At 69.5% G+C, this 21759-nt stretch carries 14 protein-coding genes and 1 tRNA gene; 13 read left to right on the forward strand and 2 right to left on the reverse strand.

What is annotated here, in order from left to right; translation table 11 throughout:
- The first annotated feature begins 89 nt into the window (after positions 1-89).
- The 6 genes from ACIOC1_RS11970 (at position 90) to glmS (ending at position 7758) form a co-directional block, all read left to right on the forward strand.
- Positions 90-1538 carry a pyridoxal phosphate-dependent decarboxylase family protein gene (locus ACIOC1_RS11970; RefSeq protein ID WP_401853590.1) on the forward strand — a complete coding sequence of 483 codons (1449 nt, stop codon included), beginning with the start codon at positions 90-92 and terminating at the stop codon, positions 1536-1538.
- A complete protein-coding gene (locus ACIOC1_RS11975; RefSeq protein WP_401853592.1) occupies positions 1522-2856 on the forward strand; it encodes a lysine N(6)-hydroxylase/L-ornithine N(5)-oxygenase family protein in 1335 nt (444 codons plus the stop codon). Before ACIOC1_RS11970 ends, ACIOC1_RS11975 begins: the two co-directional genes overlap by 17 nt.
- The gene (locus ACIOC1_RS11980; RefSeq protein WP_401853594.1) at positions 2853-3455 is read left to right on the forward strand and encodes a GNAT family N-acetyltransferase; all 603 of its coding nucleotides are present in this window, start codon (positions 2853-2855) and stop codon (positions 3453-3455) included. Before ACIOC1_RS11975 ends, ACIOC1_RS11980 begins: the two co-directional genes overlap by 4 nt.
- Entirely contained in the window at positions 3452-5380 is a 1929-nt protein-coding gene (locus ACIOC1_RS11985) for an IucA/IucC family protein (protein WP_401853596.1), read from the forward strand. Before ACIOC1_RS11980 ends, ACIOC1_RS11985 begins: the two co-directional genes overlap by 4 nt.
- Positions 5381-5548: 168 nt before the next feature.
- Positions 5549-5824, forward strand: coding sequence for a hypothetical protein (locus ACIOC1_RS11990; protein ID WP_188280294.1), 276 nt, complete (start codon positions 5549-5551; stop codon positions 5822-5824).
- Positions 5825-5943: 119 nt separating this feature from the next.
- Entirely contained in the window at positions 5944-7758 is a 1815-nt protein-coding gene (gene glmS / locus ACIOC1_RS11995) for a glutamine--fructose-6-phosphate transaminase (isomerizing) (RefSeq protein ID WP_401853599.1), read from the forward strand.
- A 181-nt stretch (positions 7759-7939) separates the two neighbouring features.
- Here the strand turns inward: glmS and ACIOC1_RS12000 are convergent, their stop codons facing one another.
- Complete coding sequence (locus ACIOC1_RS12000; RefSeq protein WP_355336983.1) at positions 7940-8461, reverse strand: universal stress protein; 522 nt, start codon at positions 8459-8461, stop codon at positions 7940-7942.
- 831 nt (positions 8462-9292) lie between these two features.
- On the opposite strand from ACIOC1_RS12000, the gene ACIOC1_RS12005 reads away from it, so the two are divergent.
- The 3 genes from ACIOC1_RS12005 (at position 9293) to ACIOC1_RS12015 (ending at position 11411) form a co-directional block, all read left to right on the forward strand.
- On the forward strand, positions 9293-10591 hold the full coding sequence (locus tag ACIOC1_RS12005) for a helix-turn-helix domain-containing protein (RefSeq protein ID WP_355336981.1): 1299 nt from the start codon (positions 9293-9295) through the stop codon (positions 10589-10591).
- 5 nt (positions 10592-10596) lie between these two features.
- Positions 10597-11199: an oligoribonuclease gene (gene orn, locus ACIOC1_RS12010; protein WP_401853602.1), complete on the forward strand. Its 603-nt coding sequence runs from the start codon at positions 10597-10599 to the stop codon at positions 11197-11199.
- A 136-nt stretch (positions 11200-11335) separates the two neighbouring features.
- A tRNA-His gene (locus ACIOC1_RS12015) sits at positions 11336-11411 on the forward strand.
- A gap of 78 nt (positions 11412-11489) precedes the next feature.
- Here the strand turns inward: ACIOC1_RS12015 and ACIOC1_RS12020 are convergent.
- The gene (locus tag ACIOC1_RS12020) at positions 11490-14417 is read right to left on the reverse strand and encodes a glycoside hydrolase family 48 protein (protein WP_401304796.1); all 2928 of its coding nucleotides are present in this window, start codon (positions 14415-14417) and stop codon (positions 11490-11492) included.
- Positions 14418-14681: 264 nt separating this feature from the next.
- Here ACIOC1_RS12020 and ACIOC1_RS12025 point away from each other — a divergent pair, with 264 nt between their 5' ends.
- From ACIOC1_RS12025 to ACIOC1_RS12040, 4 genes are all read left to right on the forward strand, one after another.
- Positions 14682-16241 (forward strand): cellulose binding domain-containing protein, encoded by a 1560-nt coding sequence (locus ACIOC1_RS12025; RefSeq protein ID WP_391046934.1) that lies wholly within the window; start codon positions 14682-14684, stop codon positions 16239-16241.
- 328 nt (positions 16242-16569) lie between these two features.
- On the forward strand, positions 16570-18369 hold the full coding sequence (locus tag ACIOC1_RS12030; protein ID WP_391046937.1) for a discoidin domain-containing protein: 1800 nt from the start codon (positions 16570-16572) through the stop codon (positions 18367-18369).
- A gap of 421 nt (positions 18370-18790) precedes the next feature.
- Entirely contained in the window at positions 18791-19945 is a 1155-nt protein-coding gene (locus tag ACIOC1_RS12035) for an alpha-lytic protease prodomain-containing protein (RefSeq protein WP_391160533.1), read from the forward strand.
- 276 nt (positions 19946-20221) lie between these two features.
- Positions 20222-20818 (forward strand): sigma-70 family RNA polymerase sigma factor, encoded by a 597-nt coding sequence (locus ACIOC1_RS12040; RefSeq protein WP_355336971.1) that lies wholly within the window; start codon positions 20222-20224, stop codon positions 20816-20818.
- Positions 20819-21759: the final 941 nt, after the last annotated feature.

A 21759-nucleotide genomic window follows, 5' to 3' on the forward strand; every position in this document is an offset into this window, starting at 1 on the left:
GATCCCTGAGACAACTGGGACACAGGACCGTTGAAGCGGTGAGTTAGGTTAGGCTAACCTAACTCAGCCGCTCAACGAGAGGTCTGCCCATGCGCTCACACCTGCTCAACGACGCCACGACGGAGCACTATCTGCGCTCCGTCTCCCAGGGAGTCGAGCGGGTGGCGGCCACCCTCGCCGCGACCGACCGGCCTTTCACCGGTATCACCCCGGAAGCCCTCGCGCCCCGGATCGACGCGATCGACCTCGCCCAGCCGCTCGGCGACACCGCCGCCGCGCTGGACGAACTCGAAGCGGTCTATCTGCGCGACGCCGTCTACTTCCACCACCCCCGCTACCTCGCGCACCTCAACTGCCCGGTCGTCATACCGGCCGTCGCCGCCGAGGCCGTGCTCAGCGCCGTCAACTCCTCTCTCGACACCTGGGACCAGAGCGCCGGCGCCACCCTCATCGAGCGCCGCATGATCGACTGGACGGCCGAGCGCGCGGGCCTCGGCCCGGCGGCCGACGGCGTCTTCACCAGCGGCGGCACCCAGTCCAACCTCCAGGCGCTGCTGCTCGCCCGCGAGGAAGCCGTCACCCGCGGCGCCGCCTCCTCGCGGCTGCGCATCTTCGCCTCCGAGTGCGGCCACTTCAGCGTCCAGAAGTCCGCGAAGCTGCTCGGCCTCGGCGCCGACGCCGTCATCGCCGTCCCCTGCGACCAGAACAAGCGGATGCAGAGCCTCGCGCTCGCCCGCGAGTTGGACCGCTGCGCCCGCGAGGGCCTGACCCCGATGGCCGTCGTCGCCACCGCGGGCACCACCGACTTCGGCTCCATCGACCCGCTGCCCGCCATCGCCGACCTGTGCGAGCGCCACGGCGTGTGGCTGCACGTGGACGCCGCGTACGGCTGCGGCCTGCTGGTCTCCCCCACCCGCCGCCACCTGCTCGACGGCATCGAGCGCGCCGACTCGGTGACCGTCGACTACCACAAGTCCTTCTTCCAGCCCGTCAGTTCGAGCGCCCTCCTGGTCCGCGACCGCACCACGCTGCGGCACGCCACGTACTACGCCGACTACCTCAACCCGCGCCGCACCACCACCGAGCGCATCCCCAACCAGGTGGACAAGTCGCTCCAGACCACACGGCGGTTCGACGCCCTCAAGCTGTGGATGACGCTGCGCGTGATGGGCGCCGACGGCGTCGGCCAGCTCTTCGACGAGGTCGTGGACCTGGCCGCCGAGGGCTGGAAGCTGCTCGACGCCGACCCGCGCTTCGAAGTGGTCGCCCCGCCGACCCTGTCCACGCTGGTCTTCCGCTGGATCCCGGCCGCCGTCACCAGCCCGGCGCTGATCGACCGCGCCAACCTGCACGCCCGCAAGGCGCTGTTCGCCTCGGGCGAGGCCGTCGTGGCGGGCACGAAGGTACGCGGCAGCCACTACCTGAAGTTCACCCTGCTCAACCCGCGCACCACCCCCGCCGACATCGCCACCGTCCTCGACCTGCTCGCCGAGCACGCGGACCAGTACCTGGGAGACGCACTTGTCCACGCCTCGTGACCCGGACTCGGCATCCGAACCCGCCGCGCCGGAACCGGAGTTCGACTTCATCGCGATCGGCCTCGGCCCGTTCAATCTGGGCCTCGCCTGCCTGACCGAGCCGATCGACGACCTCAACGGCCTCTTCCTGGAGGCCAAACCGGACTTCGACTGGCACTCCGGCATGTTCCTGGAGGGCAGCACCCTCCAGACGCCGTTCATGTCGGACCTGGTGACCCTCGCCGACCCCACCTCGCCCTTCAGCTTCCTCAACTACCTCAAGGAATCGGGGCGGTTGTACTCCTTCTACATACGCGAGAGCTTCTATCCGCTGCGCGAGGAGTACAACGACTACTGCCGCTGGGCCGCCGCCCGCATCCCGTCGATCCGCTTCGGACAGACGGTCACCGAGGTGACCTACGAGGACGGCGCAACGTACGAGGACACGCACGGCGGGACTTACGTCGTACGGACCGCGAGCGGCGCGGCGCACCGTACGCGCCGACTGGTCCTCGGCACCGGCACACCGCCGTACGTCCCCGCCGCCTGCGAAGGGCTCGGCGGCGACCTCATCCACAACTCCCGCTATCTGGCGGCCAAGAGCGACCTCCAGCGCAAGCGCAGCATCACGATCGTCGGCAGCGGGCAGAGCGCCGCCGAGATCTACCACGACCTGCTCCAGGACATCGACGCGCACGGTTACGCGCTGAACTGGGTGACCCGCTCGCCGCGCTTCTTCCCGCTCGAATACACCAAGCTCACGCTGGAAATGACGTCGCCCGAATACGTCGACTACTTCCATTCCCTGCCGTCCCCGGTCCGCGACTCGCTCAACGTGTCGCAGAAGAACCTCTACAAGGGGATCAATTCCGAGCTGATCAATGACATCTTCGACCTGCTCTATCTGAAGAACCGGCGCGGCAAGGTCCCGACCCGGCTGCTCACCAACACCTCGCTCGACAGCGCGCGGTACGACGCCGACAGCGGCACGTACACCCTCGGACTGTGCCAACGCGAGCAGGGCGGGGAGTTCACGATCGACACCGAGGGCCTGGTCCTCGCCACCGGCTACCGCTACCAGGTGCCGGAATTCCTCGCCCCCGTCCGGGACCGCATCCGCTGGGACGAGCAGGGCCGTTACGACGTCACCCGCGACTACGCCATCGACGTCACCGAGCGCGCGATCTACGTGCAGAACGCCGAACTGCACACGCACGGCTTCGTCTCCCCCGACCTCGGCATGGCGGCCTACCGCAACTCCCGCATCATCCGGGAGCTGCTCGGCCGCGAGCACTACCGCGTGGAAAAGGCCATCGCCTTCCAGGAGTTCACCGCATGAGCAGCACGAACAGCATGAGCGGCGCAAGCACCGCGAGGACCGCAAGCACCGCGCACAGCGCGAGCAGCACCAGCACAGACCTCGACTTCACCTTCCGCCCGGTCGACCCCCTCGCCGACGCCGACCTGCTGCACACCTGGGTGACGCACCCGAAAGCCGGTTTCTGGCTGATGGGCGACGCGAGCCGTTACGACGTCGAGCGCGCGTACACCGAGATCGCGCAGGCCCCGTACGAGGCGGCGTTCCTCGGCCTCCAGGACGGACGGCCCGTCTTCCTGATGGAACGGTACGACCCCGCGCGGGTCGAACTCGTCGGGCTCTACCCGGCGCGGCCCGGTGACGTCGGCATGCACTTCCTGGTCGCGCCCTGCGACACCCCCGTGCACGGCTTCACCCGCGCGGTGATCAGGGCGGTGATGGCCGAACTCTTCGCCGATCCCGCGACCCGCAGGGTGATCGTGGAGCCCGACGTCCGCAACACGGCGGTGCACGTACTCAACGAGACGGTCGGCTTCGAGATCATCGAGCGGATCAAGAAGCCGGAGAAGGACGCCTTCTTGAGCATCTGCACCCGCGAGCGCTTCGAGGCCACCCGATGACCGACGTCGACCACCTCACCCCGGAGCTGTGGGAGCGGGCCACCCGCCACCTGGTGGCCAAGGCCCTCGCCGAATTCGCCCACGAACGGCTGCTCACCCCGGAGCCCTCGAGCCAGGACGCCCAGCACGGCCAGGACCGTCAGCCCGCCCCGGACGCCCAGGACGCCCGGCACGGTCAGAAGGACCACGACAGCTACCTCGTCCGCAGCGACGACGGCGCCACGACGTACCGTTTCGCCGCCCGCCGCCTGGCCCTCGACCACTGGCGGATCGACCCGGCGACCGTCACCCGCCACCGGCAGGAGGCCGAACTCCCCCTCGACGCGCTCGACTTCATCACCGAGCTGCGCACCACCCTCGCCATCAGCGACAGCGTCCTGCCGGTCTACCTGGAGGAGATCAGCGCGACCCTCTCCGCCGCCGCCTTCAGGCTCGCCGCCCGCGACCGCGCGCCGGTGAGCGCGGCGGAGCTGACCCGCGCCGGATTCCAGGCCATCGAGACCGGGATGACCGAGGGCCACCCCTGCTTCGTCGCCAACAGCGGCCGGCTCGGCTTCGGCGCGGACGACCACCCGCGGTACGCGCCCGAGGCCGCCTCCCCCGTCCGGCTGATCTGGCTGGCCGCGCGCCGCGACCGCACCACCTTCAGCGCGGGCGCGGGCATCGACTACGAGGACTTCCTCACCGCCGAACTGGGCCGGGAGCAGCTCCGGCGCTTCGCCGCCGTGCTGACCGGCCGGGGCCTCGACCCGGCCGCGTATCTGCTGATCCCGGTCCACCCCTGGCAGTGGTGGAACAAGCTCTCGGTCACCTTCGCGGGCGAGGTCGCCCGGCAGCACCTGGTCTGCCTCGGCCCCGGCGACGACGCGTATCTGGCGCAGCAGTCGGTCCGTACGTTCTTCAACACCACCGTCCCGACCAGGCACTATGTGAAGACGGCGCTGTCCGTCCTCAACATGGGCTTCATGCGCGGCCTGTCCGCCGCGTACATGGCGGCCACCCCGGCGATCAACGACTGGCTCGCCGAGCTGATCGCCGCCGACCCCACCTTCACCGCCGCCCGCTTCTCGATCATCCGCGAGCGGGCGGCGATCGGTTACCACCACCGGCAGTACGAGGCGGCCACGGCGTACGGCTCCCCGTACCGGAAGATGCTGGCCGCGCTGTGGCGGGAGAGCCCGGTCGCGGACCTGGAGCCGGGCCACCACCTGGCCACGATGGCGTCGCTGCTGCACACCGACGCCGACACGAGCACGGGTACGGACACAGGCACGGGTACGGGTACGGGTACGGACACAGGCACCCGCACGGACGCGGGCACCTCCTTCGCGGGCGCCCTCATCGCCCGCTCCGGCCTCCCCGCCGAGACCTGGCTGCGGCGCTACCTGGACGCGTATCTCGTCCCGGTGCTGCACAGCCTCTACGCCTACGGGCTGGCCTTCATGCCGCACGGCGAGAACGTGATCCTGGTGCTGGACGAGACCGGGACGGTGCGGCGGGCGGTGTTCAAGGACATCGCGGAGGAGATCGTGATCATGGACCCGGAGACGCCGCTGCCGCCCGAGGTGGAGCGGATCAGGGCCGAGGTCCCGGAGGACGAGCGGGTGCTCGCCGTCTTCACCGATGTCTTCGACTGCTTCTTCCGCTTCCTCAGCGCGATCCTCCACACCGGGAAGATCCTGGACGAAACGGTGTTCTGGCGGACGGTCGCCGAGTGCGTCGCCGACTACCAGGCCGCCCACCCCGACCTCGCCGACCGGTTCAAGCGGTACGACCTCTTCGCGCCGGAATTCACCCTGTCCTGCCTCAACCGGCTCCAGCTCCGTGACAACCAGCAGATGATCGACCTCGCCGACCCGTCGGCCGCCCTCCAGTTCGCGGGCACCCTCCCCAACCCCCTGGCGGCCCACCGGCCGCACCCGTAGCCGGGCCAACCGGGCCAACCGGGCCAACCGGGCCGACCGGGCCGTCCGCGCCCGCAGCAGTGCCGTCTTCGTCCGTAACGGCCGAATTTTCACCCCCTTGGCCGCTTTCCCTGCCCGAAATCGGGCAGGATTCTTGCAAAGCGCAGATGATCACATCAGTATCGACGGGTGCTCGAACGCCGGACGTCCTACGAGGACCTGATCGACCACCTGGTGCGCTCCACGCCGCTGCACCGCGGCGAGGCGAGCCGGGTGGTGCTGGACGTGCTGGCGTACTTCGACGAGACGACGGAGGAGTTCGTCCGCAGGAGACACCGCGAACTCCAGGCCAAGGGCCTGGTCAACGCGGACATCTTCGAGCGGATCGCCGAGGAGCTGCCGCACCGCGCGGTGGCCCCCTCGGCCCTCTCGCAGCGCCAGCTCCGCCGCATCGTCTACGGCTGAGCGACCGAGCCAACGATGCGGCCGAGCCGCCGCGCACCGTCGGCCACCGGGACAGGGCACCCGGGGGCCGAAAAGAACAGAACAGAACACGGACAGACACAGGGACGAGGGACGACCATATGTGCGGAATCGTCGGATACATCGGCAGGCGTGACGTGGCACCGCTGCTTCTCGAAGGGTTGCAGCGGCTGGAGTACCGGGGTTACGACTCCGCGGGCGTCGTGATCACCGGAAAGTCCGGCGAGCTGAGGACCGTGAAGGCCAAGGGCCGGGTGCGCGAGCTGGAAGCCCGCATCCCCAAGCGCTTCGCGGGCACCACCGGCATCGCGCACACCCGCTGGGCCACCCACGGTGCCCCGAGCGACCACAACGCGCACCCGCACCTCGACGGGGACAGCAAGGTCGCGATCGTCCACAACGGGATCATCGACAACGCGTCCGAGCTGCGCGCCAAGCTCTCCGCCGACGGCGTCACCTTCGCCTCGGAGACCGACACCGAGGTGCTGGCCCACCTGATCGGCCGGGCCCAGGCGGAGACCCTGGAGGAGAAGGTCCGCGAGGCGCTGCGCTCGGTCGAGGGCACCTACGGCCTCGCCGTCCTGCACCGCGACTTCGCCGACCGTATCGTCGTGGCCCGCAACGGCTCCCCCGTCGTCCTCGGCATCGGCGAGAAGGAGATGTTCGTCGCCTCCGACGTCGCCGCGCTCGTCGCCCACACCCGCCAGGTCGTCACCTTGCAGGACGGCGAGATGGCCACCCTCAAGGCCGACGACTTCCGGACGTACACCACCGAGGGCTCGCTGACCACGGCGACGCCGACCACCGTGGAGTGGGAGGCCGAGTCGTACGACATGGGCGGCCACGACACGTACATGCACAAGGAGATCTCCGAGCAGGCGGAGGCGGTCGACCGCGTGCTGCGCGGCCGGATCGACGACCGGTTCTCCACCGTGCACCTGGGCGGCCTGAACCTGGAGCCGGGCGAGGCCCGCCGGGTGCGCCGGATCAAGATCCTCGGCTGCGGTACCAGCTACCACGCGGGGCAGATCGGCGCCGGGCTGATCGAGGAGCTGGCCCGTATCCCCGCGGACGCCGAGCCCGCCTCGGAATTCCGCTACCGCGACCCGGTGGTCGACCCCGACACCCTCTATGTCGCGGTCTCCCAGTCCGGCGAGACGTACGACGTGCTGGCCGCCGTCCAGGAGCTCAAGCGCAAGGGCGCGCGGGTGCTGGGCGTGGTCAACGTGGTCGGCTCGGCCATCGCCCGCGAGGCGGACGGCGGCACCTATGTGCACGCCGGGCCCGAGGTCTGCGTGGTGTCCACCAAGTGCTTCACCAACACCGTGGTCGCCTTCGCGCTGCTCGCCCTGCACCTGGGCCGGATCCGCGACCTGTCGGTCGCCGACGGCAAGCGGATCATCGAGGGCCTGCGCCGGCTGCCCGGCCAGATCGACGAGATCCTGAAGACCGAGCCGGAGATCAAGGCGCTGGCCAGGCGGTACGCGGACGCCAAGTCGATGCTGTTCATCGGGCGGGTACGCGGCTACCCGGTGGCCCGCGAGGCGTCGCTGAAGCTCAAGGAGGTCTCGTACATCCACGCGGAGGCGTACCCGGCCTCGGAGCTGAAGCACGGGCCGCTGGCCCTGATCGACCCGTCCATGCCGACGGTCGCGATCGTGCCGGACGACGACCTGCTGGAGAAGAACCGGGCGGCCCTGGAGGAGATCAAGGCCCGCAGCGGGCGCATCCTCGCGGTCGCGCACCAGCCGCAGGAGAAGGCCGACGACACCATCGTCGTACCGAAGAACGAGAACGAGCTGGACCCGATCCTGATGGGCATCCCGCTCCAGCTCTTCGCGTACCACACGGCCCTCGCGCTGGGCCGGGACATCGACAAGCCGCGTAACCTGGCGAAGTCCGTGACCGTCGAGTAGCCGAGCGATCGGCTCGTCGCCGGTCGCGCATACGGCGAAGGCCCCCGCCAGCCCGGCGGGGGCCTTCGTAAATGTCCGTACGGGACGATCCCGCACGGAACGTGCGACCGCCCGCCGCGACCCGCCACGACCCTCCGTGACCCGTCGCGACCCTCCGCGAGCCACCGCGACCCTCCGCGCCCTACGGAATGACCACCACGGGCCGCTGCGCCCGCCGCGCGAGCCGCCCGGCAACCGAGCCGAAGATCCGGCCGACCAGGCCGTGCGTCCCGCCCACCACGATGGCGTCGGCCTCGTACTCCCGGCCGACCTCCTCCAACTCGTGGCAGATGTCGCCGCCGCGCTCCACCAACACCCAGGAGATCTCGGCGAGGTGGTCCGCGCAGGCCAGTTCGAGGCCGAGGACTTCGGTGCGGTGGTCGGGCACGTCCACGAAGACCGGCGGTTCGCAGCCCGCCCACACGGTGGCCGGAAGCCGGTTGGCGACATGCACGATGATCAGCGCGGAGTGCGTCCTGCGGGCCATGCCGATGGCGTAGGACAGGGCGCGCTCGCTGGAGAGGGAACCGTCGAAGCCCACCACGACCCCGTGCCGGAAGGCAGGATCGCAGGCGTGCCGCAGCGCTGGAGCCTGCTCGGGCAGCGCCGCCGACTCGGCGAGCGGCCTGCCGTCGGCGGGCTCGGGAAACTCATGACCGGCCATGATGCGGATTCTCGGCGAGGGCGGCGCTGACGCGCCGAGCGGCGGACAAGGACGGTGCGCGCGGGGCGGGCCGCCGGAACCAGCCGGTTTCGGCCAGTTCGCCACTTCCCGTCCCACTGACTCCAGAGTACGGCCGCGGAGACCGCCTGCACAGGCTTGCCGGGGCTCCACAGCCCTGTCGTACCCGGCAGGTACCCGGAGTTTCCGGAAGAATGCCGGAGCCGGGCCCAGAGTGCAACGCCATCACGCCAACCGGCGGCACGGTTCAGCGCACCGGCGCACCGTGGGGGCGCATCGGGATCACCCGTCCGTGGCTCTTCCGGAACGCCTCGGAACCCCGCCGCAGGGACCTCGGACCGGTGCGCAGGACACCTCCGGCGCACGTGAACGACGTGTTCGGGCTCCGGCAGGCGCGCCGGCCGGCCGCGCGCCGCGCACCGCTCCCCGCACGCGGTGGGCGCACCACCCGGCGCCCTTTACGCACACCGGCCCGCCGAACGACGTTTTTCGGCCAACTTCTCTTCCCTGCGCGCCGATTGGGCTTCCGGATCATTAACACCCCCACCACCTGCGGTTCTACGATGCCCAAAGACGCGGAGGGGGCGTTTGGTGGCCCGTGTGGCGGGAGGCGTACTTCCCAGCGGGCTCAGCGAGTGAAACGCTTCGTGATCGAATGCTTTACGCCACGTTGTCTTGTCGACTTAGCGTCAGATGGTGAACTAGTCACTAACGCCCCACCTGACACAGTAGATTTGATCATGGGTGGCCTCATGGGGGAAAACATGCAGGACCGAGGGGACGACGCGTCGATTCGAGGGGGGCTTGAGCTCCATGAGCCAGGAGTCCAGTTCCGTTACGGCGGCGGACAGTCCGTCGCAAGCACCATCGGCATCGCCTCGCGCCATTCGTAAACTTTCCGCGCGACGCCGACCGGAAGTCGTCGCCGTGCTGCTCTTCAGCGGCGGACCGATCTTCGAGAGCTCCATACCGCTCTCGGTCTTCGGCATAGACCGGCAGGACGCGGGCGTGCCCCGCTACCGGCTGCTGGTCTGCGCCGGGGAGGACGGCCCGCTGCGGACCACCGGCGGACTCGAACTGACCGCGCCCTACGGCCTGGAGGCACTCTCCAGGGCCGGCACGGTCGTCGTGCCCACCTGGCGCTCGATCTCCCAGGCGCCGCCGCCCGAGGCGCTGGACGCGATCCGCCGCGCCCACGAGGAGGGTGCCCGGATCATCGGACTGTGCACCGGCGCCTTCGTGCTGGCCGCCGCCGGGCTGCTGGACGGCCGCCCGGCCACCACACACTGGATGTACGCGCCCACGCTCGCCAAACGGTATCCCTCGGTGCACGTGGACCCCAGGGAACTGTTCGTGGACGACGGCGACGTCCTCACCTCCGCGGGGACCGCCGCCGGGATCGACCTGTGCCTGCACGTGGTGCGCACCGACCACGGCGGCGAGGCCGCGGCGGCGCTGGCCAGACGCCTGGTCGTACCGCCCCGCCGGGCGGACTGGCAGACCGGTCAGCGACACCTCGACCGGTCTTTACCCGAGGAGATCGGCGCCGACCCGCTGGCCGAGGTCGTCGCCTGGGCGCTGGAGCATCTTCACGAGCAGTTCGACGTCGAGGCGCTGGCCGCGCGCGCGTACATGAGCCGTCGGACGTTCGACCGGCGGTTCCGCTCGCTCACCGGCAGCGCGCCGTTGCAGTGGCTGATCACCCAACGGGTGCTCCAGGCGCAGCGGCTGCTGGAGACGTCGGACTACTCGGTCGACGAGGTGGCGGGCCGCTGCGGCTTCCGCTCGCCCGTCGCGCTGCGCGGGCACTTCCGGCGGCAGCTCGGCTCCTCCCCCGCGTCCTACCGGGCGGCCTACCGCGCCCGCAGGCCGCAGGACGAGCCGGACCGCACGCCGCCCGCACCCGACCTGCCGCCGCCCCGGCGCGGCCCGGTCTCCCAGATCCTGGCCGCACCCGGCAAGACGGACAGTGACGCCTACGTCGCCGCCCGTGTGCCCGAGCAGCCCGGCAGCAGGGCCGAGGCGGCCGAGAGCGCGTCCCGGGGGCGGCTGCGCGCCCCACGCAGCCTGGGCGCCGCACTGCCCGGCTCACGGGATCGCCCCGTAGGGTGAGGCGTATGAACGACCGGATGGTGTGGATCGACTGTGAGATGACCGGGCTGTCGCTGGCCCACGACGCGCTGATCGAGGTGGCCGCGCTCGTCACGGACTCCGAGCTGAATGTGCTCGGGGACGGGGTGGACGTGGTCATCCGGCCGCCCGACGAGGCGCTCGTGACCATGCCGGACATCGTGCGGGAGATGCACACCTCCTCCGGTCTGCTGGAGGAGCTGCCCGGCGGGATCACGCTCGATGAGGCCGAGAAGATCGTGCTGGGGTACGTGCGCGAGCACGTGGCCGAGCCGCGCAAGGCGCCGCTGTGCGGGAATTCGGTCTCCACCGACCGCGGCTTCCTCGCGCGCGACATGGGGACCCTGGAGCAGCACCTGCACTACCGGATCGTGGACGTCTCCTCGATCAAGGAGCTGGCCCGCCGCTGGTACCCGCGCGCGTACTTCAACAGCCCGGAGAAGAACGGCAACCACCGGGCGCTGGCCGACATCCGCGAGTCGATCGCGGAGCTGCGCTACTACCGCGAGGCGGTCTTCGTCCCCCAGCCGGGGCCGGACACCGACACCGTGCGGGCCATCGCGGCCAAGCACGTCCTGCCGGCGGAGTAGCGCGGCCGGAAGGCCCTGCTGAGCGGCCAGGAAAGGCCGCGGGAAGCGGCCGCGAAAGCTCGCCAAAAGGGATGCGCGAGCACGCCCCCGCACCCTGTACACTTCTTCAGGTCGGCGCCTGAAAGCGCCGGACATGGTGGGTGTAGCTCAGTTGGTAGAGCACCTGGTTGTGGTCCAGGTGGCCGCGGGTTCAAGTCCCGTCACTCACCCCATACGAGAGGCCCGGCCCGCGGAAGCGGACCGGGCCTCTCGCGTGACTCACGTCACATCAGGGGTGGTCGTACGCCGCCTCACTCGTTGAAGAGCAGCGCGTACGAGCCCATCGCCAGCGCGATGTCCGCCTGGGCCCAGAAGCGGTGGTAGGTGAAGGTCGGGGCGGCTCCTCCGCCGAGGTAGGTGGCGATCTTGGACCAGTTGGGGTCGTTCTTGTAGAAGGAACGCAGCTCCAGGAAGGTCGAGCTGGAGTTGATCTTGTCGCCGTTCGGCATGGCGCCGGAGAAGGTGGACGGGACGTAGACCGGGTCGTTGAAGCGGGAGAAGTCCGTACGGGTCTCCGGCACCGCGATGCCCAGGGCGTCCTGGTTGTTGCTCCACATGCCGTCCAGCAGCGCCTTGGCCGTGGTCTTGGCGGCGGCGTTCCCGGACTTGGCGCCGTAGTACGACAGGGTCTTGGCCAGGGCGGCGGCGACACCGAGGTCGTTGCCGTAGGACGTGACCGTGACGTGCAGGTTGGCGTTGGCGCCCGGCGAGGCGGCGTTCCAGGTGTCGGGAGCGCCGGTCCAGGCCAGGTCGGACGGGATCTTGAAGGTGCCGTCGGGGTTGATGGTGGTCTGGGAGATCGCCCAGGTCACCCACTTGTCGAGCACCGCCTTGGCCTTGGCGTCACCGGTCTGCTGGTAGTACTCGGCGACGCGCTCCATCGACCACGCCTGCATGCCGAACCACTGGTTCGACGGCGGGTCGTGGTAGACGGGCTCCCAGTCGTACGCCATCCCGTAGAAGGTCGGCGTGCCGGCCGGGGGCTGGGCGTAGGCGCCGTCCCAGCTATTGGTGGCACCGCCCGCGATGCCGCCCTCCTTGGACTGGAGCCAGGTGTAGAACTCCAACTGCCGGGTGAGGCTGGTCGACCAGTCCTGCTTGCCGGTGGCCGACTTGGGGGCCATCGCCGGGTCGGTGGTCAACGCGTAGGCCGCCAGCGGGTTCTGGTAGCCGAAGTGCGAGGCGCCGTCACCGATCCGCCAGGACCAGCCGCCGCCCGTACCGCTGGAACCGCCCCAGGCGTAGTACCAGGACAGCAGGTAGTGCTCGCTGTCCTTGCCGGTGCCCGCCGGGCAGGACGGACTCGTGCAGTTGCCGATCTTCTTGAAGTACTTATCGAAGAACGAGTACCGCAGGTAGTCGCCCATCTTTCCGGCCTTGGCGACCGTGGTCGCCACATCGGCGCCCTTGCCCTGCGCCTTGGCCCAGGTGTCCGCCCAGTAGGCGGCCTGGATCGCGCGCGCGTCGGCGTCCGGGGCGTCGGTGTACTTCCACTGCTTGGCGTACGACGAGTCGCCGGTGAACAGGTCCAGATAGCCGTTGGTGCCGCCGTACTTGAAGGCGTCGCAGGTCGGCTGCGGCACCGTCTCCCACACCGACTCCTGCGCGCCGCGCTGGAAGGTGTTGATGTACGAGGGACCGGCCGCCGTCGGGCCCAGCTCGCAGCCGCCGCCGGGCGTGTCACCGAACCCGTAGGTGTTGTCCACGTCCTGGAGCCAGTGCATGCCGTAGATGTCGGACGTGCCGTACGCCGACTTCAGCTCGTTCGCGATCGGGTCCTGACCGACCGGGACGCTCGTGTCGAGCTTGGACGGGTAGTCCGAGGGCAGCGGGTGCTCCGGCGCGTACGTGGCGGGCTTGCTCGGGTCGTAGAAGCTGTTCGTGGGCTGGTCGGCGGAGGTGGGGATCATGTACTTCTCCATCAGCGCCCAGGCCCCGTTGAACTTGCTCCAGTCCTGGGTGATCCGGCCGTACATCGCCTGGAGCCAGATCAGGTACGAGTACGCCTCCGACGTCGTCTCGTGCCCGTAGTCCGGCGCCTCCACGATCAGGGTCTCCACCGAGTGGTAGGGGATGCCCTGCGGGGAGAAGTAGCCGTTGGCCGGGTCGGTGATCTTGCCGTAGAGGTTCAGGAAGCGGGAGTCGTACGTGCCGCTGGTGCCCGTCACCTCCGTCACCGTGACGTCGGCCTTGGCGAAGCCGGTGGCGGTCGCGGAGAAGGTCGCCGCTCCGCTGCCGGTGGCCGCGGCGGCGACGGTGACCGTCTGCGCCGTGCTCCAGTTGGCGGGGGTGAAGGTCAGGCTGGCGCCGGACTTCACGGTCAGCGAGGTGTTCCCCGAGGTGCGCGCGACGGCGACCGTGACATTGGCCGACGGCGCGCCGGACAGCTTGACACCGAAGGTGCCGGTGCCGCCCTGCGTGACCGAGACCTGCGTGGGCGAGGCGACGATCGAGGGCCCGGCGGCCACGTGCACGCCCACCGGGGTCGATTCGCCGGACGCGCCCAGGCTGTCGTACGCCTTGGCGTAGACCGAGTAGTCACCGGCCGCGACCGCGGGCCAGGTGAAGGTGTAGGGCGAGGTGGTGTCGGTGCCCAGCAGCGTGGTGTCGCTCCAGAACTCCACCTTGCTGACGGTCGCCGAGTCCGCCGCGACCGCGGTGGCCGCCAGCGGGATGCTGGCGCCGGCGGTGTACGTGGCCCCGGCCGACGGGCTGGTGAGCACGGTGAGCGGTGGCTGGTGAGCGCCCCCGCATACGGTGCCGTTGACGGCGAAAGCGGTCGGCGCCGCGTTCGTGCCGCTGTAGTTGAAGTTGGCGCTCGTGGTCACACCGGCGTTCGGCGCGATCGTCTTGTTCCAGTCGAGCGATTTGACGGTGACGTTCTTCCCGGTCTGCGACCAGGTGCCGTTCCAGCCGCTCTGGAGCGTCTGGTTGCCGGCGTAGGCGTACGTCAGTGTCCAGCCGTCGATCGCGGCCGTACCGCGGTTGGTGATGGTGGCGTTGGCGGTGAAGCCCGAACCCCAGTCGTTGGCCGAGTAGTCGACGCTGCACTGGAGAGTGGCCGCGTGGGCGACGGTTCCGCCGCCTGCCACGGTCAGGGCGAGCGGCAGGGACAGCGCGACGGCGAAAGCCGTCACCAGCCTGCGGATCCGCTTGCTGAACGGTCTTCCTCTGGGCATGCGAGAAGCCCTCCTCGCGGTTCTGTGGGGGGATGGAAACATCTGAACCAGTGGGAGCGCTCCCACAATCAAGGCGCTGTGAGCGCACTGTCAAGAGGTGAAGCAGAACGGCATGTTCATGCCGCTATCACCGGGGAGTCGCTACAGAAGTCGACACGGTCGTCACCGAACCCCTACCGCCCTCGCCGACTTGCCGCTATGGTCTGCGGCGGACCAGTGGGAGCGCGTCCACTTCTCGATCCCCCCACTTACGAGGAGTCGCACATGCGACGACCCACGCGCACCGCGGCATTCGGGATCGCGGCCGTCACGACGGCCGCGACCGCCGCCGCGCTACTACCCGCCGCGCTCGGCGCGACCGCGTCGGGTGCCGCCCCCGCCTGTTCGGTGGCCTACTCGGTGACCAGCCAGTGGGACGCCGGATTCCAGGGCGATGTGGTGATCACCAACAACGCCGCCGCGACGACCAGTTGGAATCTGAGCTTCGACTTCCCCGGCAGCCAGAAGGTCACCCAGGGCTGGAACGGCACCTGGACCCAGTCCGGCAAGACCGTCAGCGTCGCCTCGATGTCGTACAACGGGACGATCGCCACGGGCGGTTCGGTGAGCGCCGGATTCCTGGCCAACTGGTCGGGCTCCAACCCGGCGCCGACGGTCTTCAAACTCAACGGGACCACGTGCAATGTGAACGGCACGACGCCGCCCACCACGCCCCCGACGACCCCGCCCACGACACCCCCGACCACTCCCCCGACGACACCACCGACAACGCCACCGACAACGCCGCCGACGACTCCGCCCGGTGGTGACACCGCGCCGCCCAAGCTGCACGTCTCCGGCAACCAGCTCGTCGACTCCACCGGCAAGAACGTCGTGCTGCACGGCGTCAACCGCTCCGGCACCGAGTTCATGTGCGCGCAGGGCTACGGCGTCTTCGACGGCCCGGTGGACGACGCGGCGATCGACGCGATCAAGAGCTGGCACGTCACGGCGGTCCGCGTCCCGCTCAACGAGGACTGCTGGCAGGGCCTTTCGTACGTGCCCGCCGCGTACGGCGGCGCCAACTACGTCTCCGCGATCACCGGCTGGGTCAACCGGCTGGTCGCGCACGGCATCACGCCGATCGTGGAGCTGCACTGGAGCCACGGCACGTACACCGGCAACTCGGCGGGCTGCTCGGACGTCAACGCGACCTGCCAGAAGCCGATGCCGGACGCGCAGTACGCGATCCCGTTCTGGACCGGCGTGGCCAACGCGTTCAAGAACAACACCTCGGTGGTCTTCGACCTGTTCAACGAGCCCTACCCGGACCGCGCCACCTCCACCACCGAGCAGGCGTGGACCTGCTGGCGGGACGGCGGCACCTGCCCGGGGATCGGCTACCAGGTGGCCGGCATGCAGTCGATGATCAACGCGGTACGCGGCACCGGCGCGCAGAACGTGATCCTGGCGGGCGGTCTGGCGTACTCCAACGACCTGACCGGCTGGCTGGCGCACAAGCCCACGGACCCGACGGGCAATCTGGGCGCCTCGCTCCACGTCTACAACTTCAACACCTGCTCCTCGGCGGCCTGCTGGGATTCGCAGGTCGCGCCGGTCGCGGCGCAGGTCCCGCTGGTGGCCGGTGAGATCGGCGAGAACACCTGCTCGCACGGCTTCATCGACCAGTTCATGAGCTGGCTGGACGCGCACAAGCTGTCGTATCTGGGGTGGACCTGGAACACCTGGGACTGCTCCTCGGGACCGTCGCTGATCTCGGCGTACGACGGGACGCCGACGGCGTACGGGATCGGGCTGCGCGATCACCTGGCGTCGCTGGGGTAGCCCGGTGACGTGACGAGCCGGAGCGGTCCCGCGCATGGATGGCGTGTGCGGGGCCGCTCCTTCGCGCCGCGCGGGAGTGCGAGGCGCGAACGACGGCGCGCGGGAGTGCGAGGCGCGAACGACGGCGCGCGGGGTGTGAGCTGCGGGTTCGGCGTCCGCTCGCGTTCGGTTCTCGAAATCGGGCACGGGGCCAACTGACCATTATTGAACAACTCATTGACGCGGCTGTTCGGCGCTTGTAAACATCACCTCGCCGGGAGAGCGCTCTCAATGCACTCCGGCTCCCTCCGGCCTCCATCACGGACCCCCACCCGGTTGAGGAGAACACATGTCAGGCAGCACTACCCTGTCGGTGCGCCAACGGCCATGGCGCGGCGGGCGCCGGCCGGTTCTGATCTTCACCGTCCTCGCGGCCCTGCTGGCGAGCCTGGCGCTCGTCTGGACCCAGTCCCCGGCCCGCGCGGCGGACACCCTGCTCTCCCAGGGCAAGCCGGCCACCGCGTCCTCGACGGAGAACGCGGGCACCCCCGCGTCGGCCGCCGTGGACGGCAACACCGGCACCCGCTGGTCGAGCGCCGCCGCCGATCCGCAGTGGCTCCAGGTCGACCTCGGCTCCTCGCAGACGATCACCTCCGTCGCCCTCAACTGGGAGGCGGCGTACGCGAAATCCTTCAAGATCCAGACGTCGGCCAACGGCACGACCTGGACCGACATCTACTCCACCACGACCGGAACGGGCGGCAACCAGACGCTGACCGTAAACGGTTCCGGGCGCTATGTCCGGGTGTACGGCACGGTCCGCGCCACCCAGTACGGCTACTCCCTGTGGGAGTTCCAGGTGTACGGCAACGGCGGTACGACGCCGCCCGCCGCCTGCGGCACGGCCAACGCCGCGCTGAACCACCCGGCCACCGCGTCCTCCACCGAGAACGCGACCACCCCCGCCTCGGCGGCGGTCGACGGCAACACCGGCACCCGCTGGTCCAGCGCCTTCGGCGACCCGCAGTGGCTCCAGGTCGACCTCGGCTCCTCGCAGACCATCTGCAAGGTCGGCCTCAACTGGGAGGCGGCGTACGCCACCGGCTTCCAGATCCAGGTGTCCGACAGCGGTACCGGCGGCTGGACGAACATCTACTCCACCACCACCGGGACCGGCGGCGTCCAGGCGCTCAACGTCACCGGCACCGGCCGCTACCTGCGGGTCAACGGCACCGCCCGCGCCACCGCGTACGGCTACTCGCTGTGGGAGCTGACCGTCAACACCACCGGCGGCGGCACCACGACTCCCCCCACCACACCGCCCAGTGACAGCTTCTGGGGCACGACGGACGACATTCCGGCCGCGCACAATGTGATGGAACTGAAGATCCTCAACCGGACCAACGGCCAGTACCCGGACAGCCAGGTGTACTGGAGCTTCAACGGCACGGTCCACTCGATCGCCGAGCAGCCGTACTTCGACATGCCGGCGAACTCCTCGGGCCGGATGTACTTCTACCTCGGCTCGCCGAACAGCCAGTACTACGACTTCATCGAGTTCACCATCGGCGCCAACGTCTTCAACGGGAACACCACCCGGGTCGACGCCTGGGGCCTGCCGCTGGCCATCCGGCTGCACACGCACGACGGCCAGGACGTCCAACTCGGTGACAGCCAGGACCTGTTCAACCAGAGCCGGGAGGCGACCTTCGCGCAGTTCCAGGCCGCCGTACCGCAGCAGTTCAAGGTGCTGGCCCAGACCCAGGCCCCGTACCGGATCATCGCGCCGGGCAGCGACCCCAGCTTCCGCGCGGGCGGCGCGAACGCCAACTACTTCACGGCGTACGCCAATTCGGTCGGTGTCAACGAGCCCACGTCCAACATCTTCGGCTGCGCGGGCTCGCTGGCGGGCAACCCCGGCATGTGCGCCGCGCTCAACCGGCACACCGCCAACCTCCCGTCCAGCCAGTGGGAGGACCCGACCAAGTTCTACACGGGCGGCGACCCGGCCAACTGGTACGCCAAGTTCTGGCACGACCACGCGATCAACCACCTCGCCTACGGGTTCCCGTACGACGACGTGGCCGGGCAGGCCGCGTACGCCTCGCTCCAGAACCCGCAGTGGATGGAGATCGCGGTGGGCTGGTAGCACCCGCTGCCGCTCCTTCCTTCTCACCGTTCTTTTCTCCTCCCCCCACAAGCCGGGGGCGGGCGGCGGCCGTTCATGGCCGCCGGCCGCCCCCGGCGGCATGTCCGGGTCCGGCGGCGGGTCGGGTCCGGCGCCGGTTCGGGGCCCGTGGCGGGTCCGGGTCCGGCGGCGCGCGGGTCCGGCTTCTTTGCGACTCGGATATCTCGCCATGGCGGACGTTTTACCTCCGGATATCCGTGGACGAAACGGGTGTTACGCGTGAGGCGGTGTTGACATGTGCTCGACATCGTTTGATGGTGGGGGACGGCCGGTGGTGAGAGCGCTCTCGTGCGGTGGAGGCGCGCTGGACTGCCGGGCGCTGTTCGAGTGTGTTGTCCCCCCACGATTTCTCGCTCGCGAGAAGGTGCAAAGGAGCGCGTCGATGCGACGTATGACTCGTACGGGCTGGTGTCTGTCCGCCGTAGTGGCTTTGGGAGTAGGGGCGTTGGGGCTGGCGCCGGTGACCTCGGCGTCGGCCTCCGAGCCGTTGTCGCCGGGACTGGTGAGCGCCATGCAGCGGGACCTGGGGCTGACCCAGACGCAGGCGACCGCGCGACTGAAGGCCGAGGCGACAGCGACCACGCTGGCGCCCACCGCCCGGCGCGCGGCCGGAAAGGCGTTCGGCGGCGAGTGGTTCGACGCCGCCTCCGGCAAGCTGGTGGTGGGGGTGACCGACAGCGCCGCGACCGAGGCCGTACGCGCGACCGGCGCTTCGACGGTGAAGGTCGCGCACACCGCGGCCGCGCTGGACTCGGCCAAGGCCGGGCTCGACACCGCGGCCAAGTCGTCGGCCGGTGCGCCCGCCGCGGTGCGGAGCTGGCGCGTCGACGTCACGACCAACCGCGTCGTCGCCGACGTACAGGCGGGGGCGGAGAACCGCGCCGACGTGGCGGCCTTCCTCGCGCCCGCCCGCGCCGCCGGGCTGCTGACCGTCAAGGCCGACAACTCCCCCGCGCCCCGCACCTTCTCGGCCGGGACCGTCGGCGGCGACCCGTACTACATCAACGGCAACACCCGCTGCTCCATAGGCTTCTCGGTGGTCGGCGGCTTCGTCAGCGCCGGGCACTGCGGCACGCCGGGCAGCTCCGTGGCCGGCTGGGACGGCTCGGCGATGGGCACCTTCGTCGGCTCCACCTTCCCCGGCAACGACTACTCCTACATCTCCATCGGCAACGGCTGGTGGACCGTCCCGGTCGTCCTCGGCTGGGGCACCGTCAGCGACGTCCTGGTCCGCGGCTCCAACGTCGCCCCGGTCGGCTCCTCCATCTGCCGCTCCGGCTCCACCACCCACTGGCACTGCGGCACTGTCCTGTCCCAGGGCGACACCGTCAACTACGCCCAGGGCGCGGTCTACAGCCTGACCGGCACCAACGTCTGCGCCGAACCGGGCGACTCCGGCGGCTCGTTCATCACCGGCGACCAGGCCCAGGGCGTGACCTCCGGCGGCTGGGGCAACTGCACCAGCGGCGGCCAGACCTGGTTCCAGCCGGTCAACCCGATCCTGAGCCGCTACGGGCTGACCCTGGTCACCGCCTGACCGGATACGGGACCCGCCGCGGTCCCGGTGATGCGTGACAGGCGATGCGTGACAGGTGATGCGTGACAGCTGCGCCTGGTGCGAAGTCGGCGAGGACTTCGGCCGGGTCGGCGGAGTCGGTCGCATGTCGTGTGTCCATGCCTCTAGGGGCGTGTGAGGCGCCGGATTCTTGAAGCCCAGCCCCTTCGGGGGCGGTGGAAAGAATCCGGCGCCTCGCGCGTCCTACTCCATGTCCGGCAACGCGGGGCGACCCGCAGATCGAATGGAGCGGAGGACATGGGACAAGGCTCGGGGGCCATGACGACGAGCGCCGTACCGCCGCCGAAACGGCTGTCGGAGGAGCTGGAAGGGCTCATCGAGGCAGAACTGAAGGAGGTACATCCCCGCCTGCTCAGGGCGGTCAGGCGACTGACCCGGGACGCGGTCCTCGCCGAGGACATCACGCAGGAGGCGTGCATCGCCGTCATCCTGGAGTACCGCAAGGGCACCGTCTTCGAGAAGCCGGTGATCGTCTTCGCGACGGTGGTCGCCCGCAACAAGCTCAAGTCGCACTACAACCGGCTCGGTACGCGCTACGAGGACCCGACCGGGGAACTCCCCGAAGGCGTCCCGTGGCCCGGCGTTCCCGGCCGCCCCGCCGCGGACCATCTCACGGCCTCACTGGAGTTCATCGAACTCCTCGCCGCCGTACGAGCCGCGATCGGCCACGAACGCCCGTACACCATATGGGAATTGACCCATGTATGGGGCCTGAGCGGGGTCGAGATCGCCGCCCACCTGGGCGTCTCGCCCGCGACCGTCAGCAAGGACCTGAAGAAGGCCACCCGACTGGCCTTAGGCATCGGCCCGGAGGAGGAATGGCGCGCGGAATAGGTCTGCTTCTCGGGACCACGGATCACTTTCACCGTGGTCCCGAGTCGGGATCTAATCCCGACACGAAGAACAGGGGGAGACAGGGAGGATGCACGTGTCGAAACCGAATCGAGGGGATTCACCGCACGAAAGGATGCTGGCATACCTGAACGAGAGTGACCGCACGATGAACGACCCGCCCGAGCCCGAGGGGGGCAAGGGCGTTGGGGGCACGACCGGTTGGCATGAGCTGTACGGGGGACTCATGGCGACCGCGGAGGCAGTCCGGATCGTGGCGGGGGCCACGGCGGACGCGCCGACGACCGGGGAGGACGTCGCCGGCGCACCACGGGAACACCCGGGGGAACACCAGGGGGAATGGGTACCGGTCGGCGGCACGCGGGGGCGCTGATCCGTATCCCGAACGTGCCCGTTGCCCGACGCGAGGGGGTCGTCGAGCAACGGGCACATCGACGGATGGCAGAGCTCACGTCAGACGTGACGACACGAAGTGTCAGCAAGGGCCAAATGTACTTCAGACCCGTTGACGGGGAATCCAATGGGCGGCTCCAATCACCGCTGTCCCCACCTATTGGTAACCTCATAGCGACTCACGCCATGTCGAACGGCCAACTCGTCGGCACCGGCCTCCTCGGCCACGCCCCCCGCAACCCCGCCGAGCAGCAGTTCCACGCTACAGAATTCCCGTGATAGTGAAATCCGATGAGCCGTTCACAGGGAAATTCTATTCAATTGCGCACCGCGCTTGATCCCGAACCTGCACGGACAACACCTCAGAGGTTTCCATCTCACGGAGAATCCCTCGGACGACGTCTTGATCGAAATCCTCTCGGCGAGACATTTCAATGAGCTTCTTCGAGACGGCCACCGATCGGGTGACGGTCATGAGGCGAAACGAGCGAGGCCCCTGGGCTGTTGATCGAGATGTCTGACGTCTCAAT

It is taken from the genome of Streptomyces sp. NPDC088197 (genome assembly GCF_044741185.1).
Classification (GTDB): Bacteria; Actinomycetota; Actinomycetes; order Streptomycetales; family Streptomycetaceae; genus Actinacidiphila.

Bases quoted from the DNA above. Each gene is read 5' to 3' on its own strand.
- ACIOC1_RS12040 (WP_355336971.1), top strand. From the start codon at position 20,222: ATGGGACAAGGCTCGGGGGCCATGACGACGAGCGCCGTACCGCCGCCG.
- ACIOC1_RS12000 (WP_355336983.1), bottom strand. From the start codon at position 8,461: ATGGCCGGTCATGAGTTTCCCGAGCCCGCCGACGGCAGGCCGCTCGCC.
- ACIOC1_RS11980 (WP_401853594.1), top strand. From the start codon at position 2,853: ATGAGCAGCACGAACAGCATGAGCGGCGCAAGCACCGCGAGGACCGCA.
- ACIOC1_RS12025 (WP_391046934.1), top strand. From the start codon at position 14,682: ATGCGACGACCCACGCGCACCGCGGCATTCGGGATCGCGGCCGTCACG.
- ACIOC1_RS12020 (WP_401304796.1), bottom strand. From the start codon at position 14,417: ATGCCCAGAGGAAGACCGTTCAGCAAGCGGATCCGCAGGCTGGTGACG.
- ACIOC1_RS11985 (WP_401853596.1), top strand. From the start codon at position 3,452: ATGACCGACGTCGACCACCTCACCCCGGAGCTGTGGGAGCGGGCCACC.
- glmS (WP_401853599.1), top strand. From the start codon at position 5,944: ATGTGCGGAATCGTCGGATACATCGGCAGGCGTGACGTGGCACCGCTG.
- ACIOC1_RS12030 (WP_391046937.1), top strand. From the start codon at position 16,570: ATGTCAGGCAGCACTACCCTGTCGGTGCGCCAACGGCCATGGCGCGGC.
- ACIOC1_RS12005 (WP_355336981.1), top strand. From the start codon at position 9,293: ATGAGCCAGGAGTCCAGTTCCGTTACGGCGGCGGACAGTCCGTCGCAA.
- ACIOC1_RS11970 (WP_401853590.1), top strand. From the start codon at position 90: ATGCGCTCACACCTGCTCAACGACGCCACGACGGAGCACTATCTGCGC.
- orn (WP_401853602.1), top strand. From the start codon at position 10,597: ATGAACGACCGGATGGTGTGGATCGACTGTGAGATGACCGGGCTGTCG.
- ACIOC1_RS12035 (WP_391160533.1), top strand. From the start codon at position 18,791: ATGCGACGTATGACTCGTACGGGCTGGTGTCTGTCCGCCGTAGTGGCT.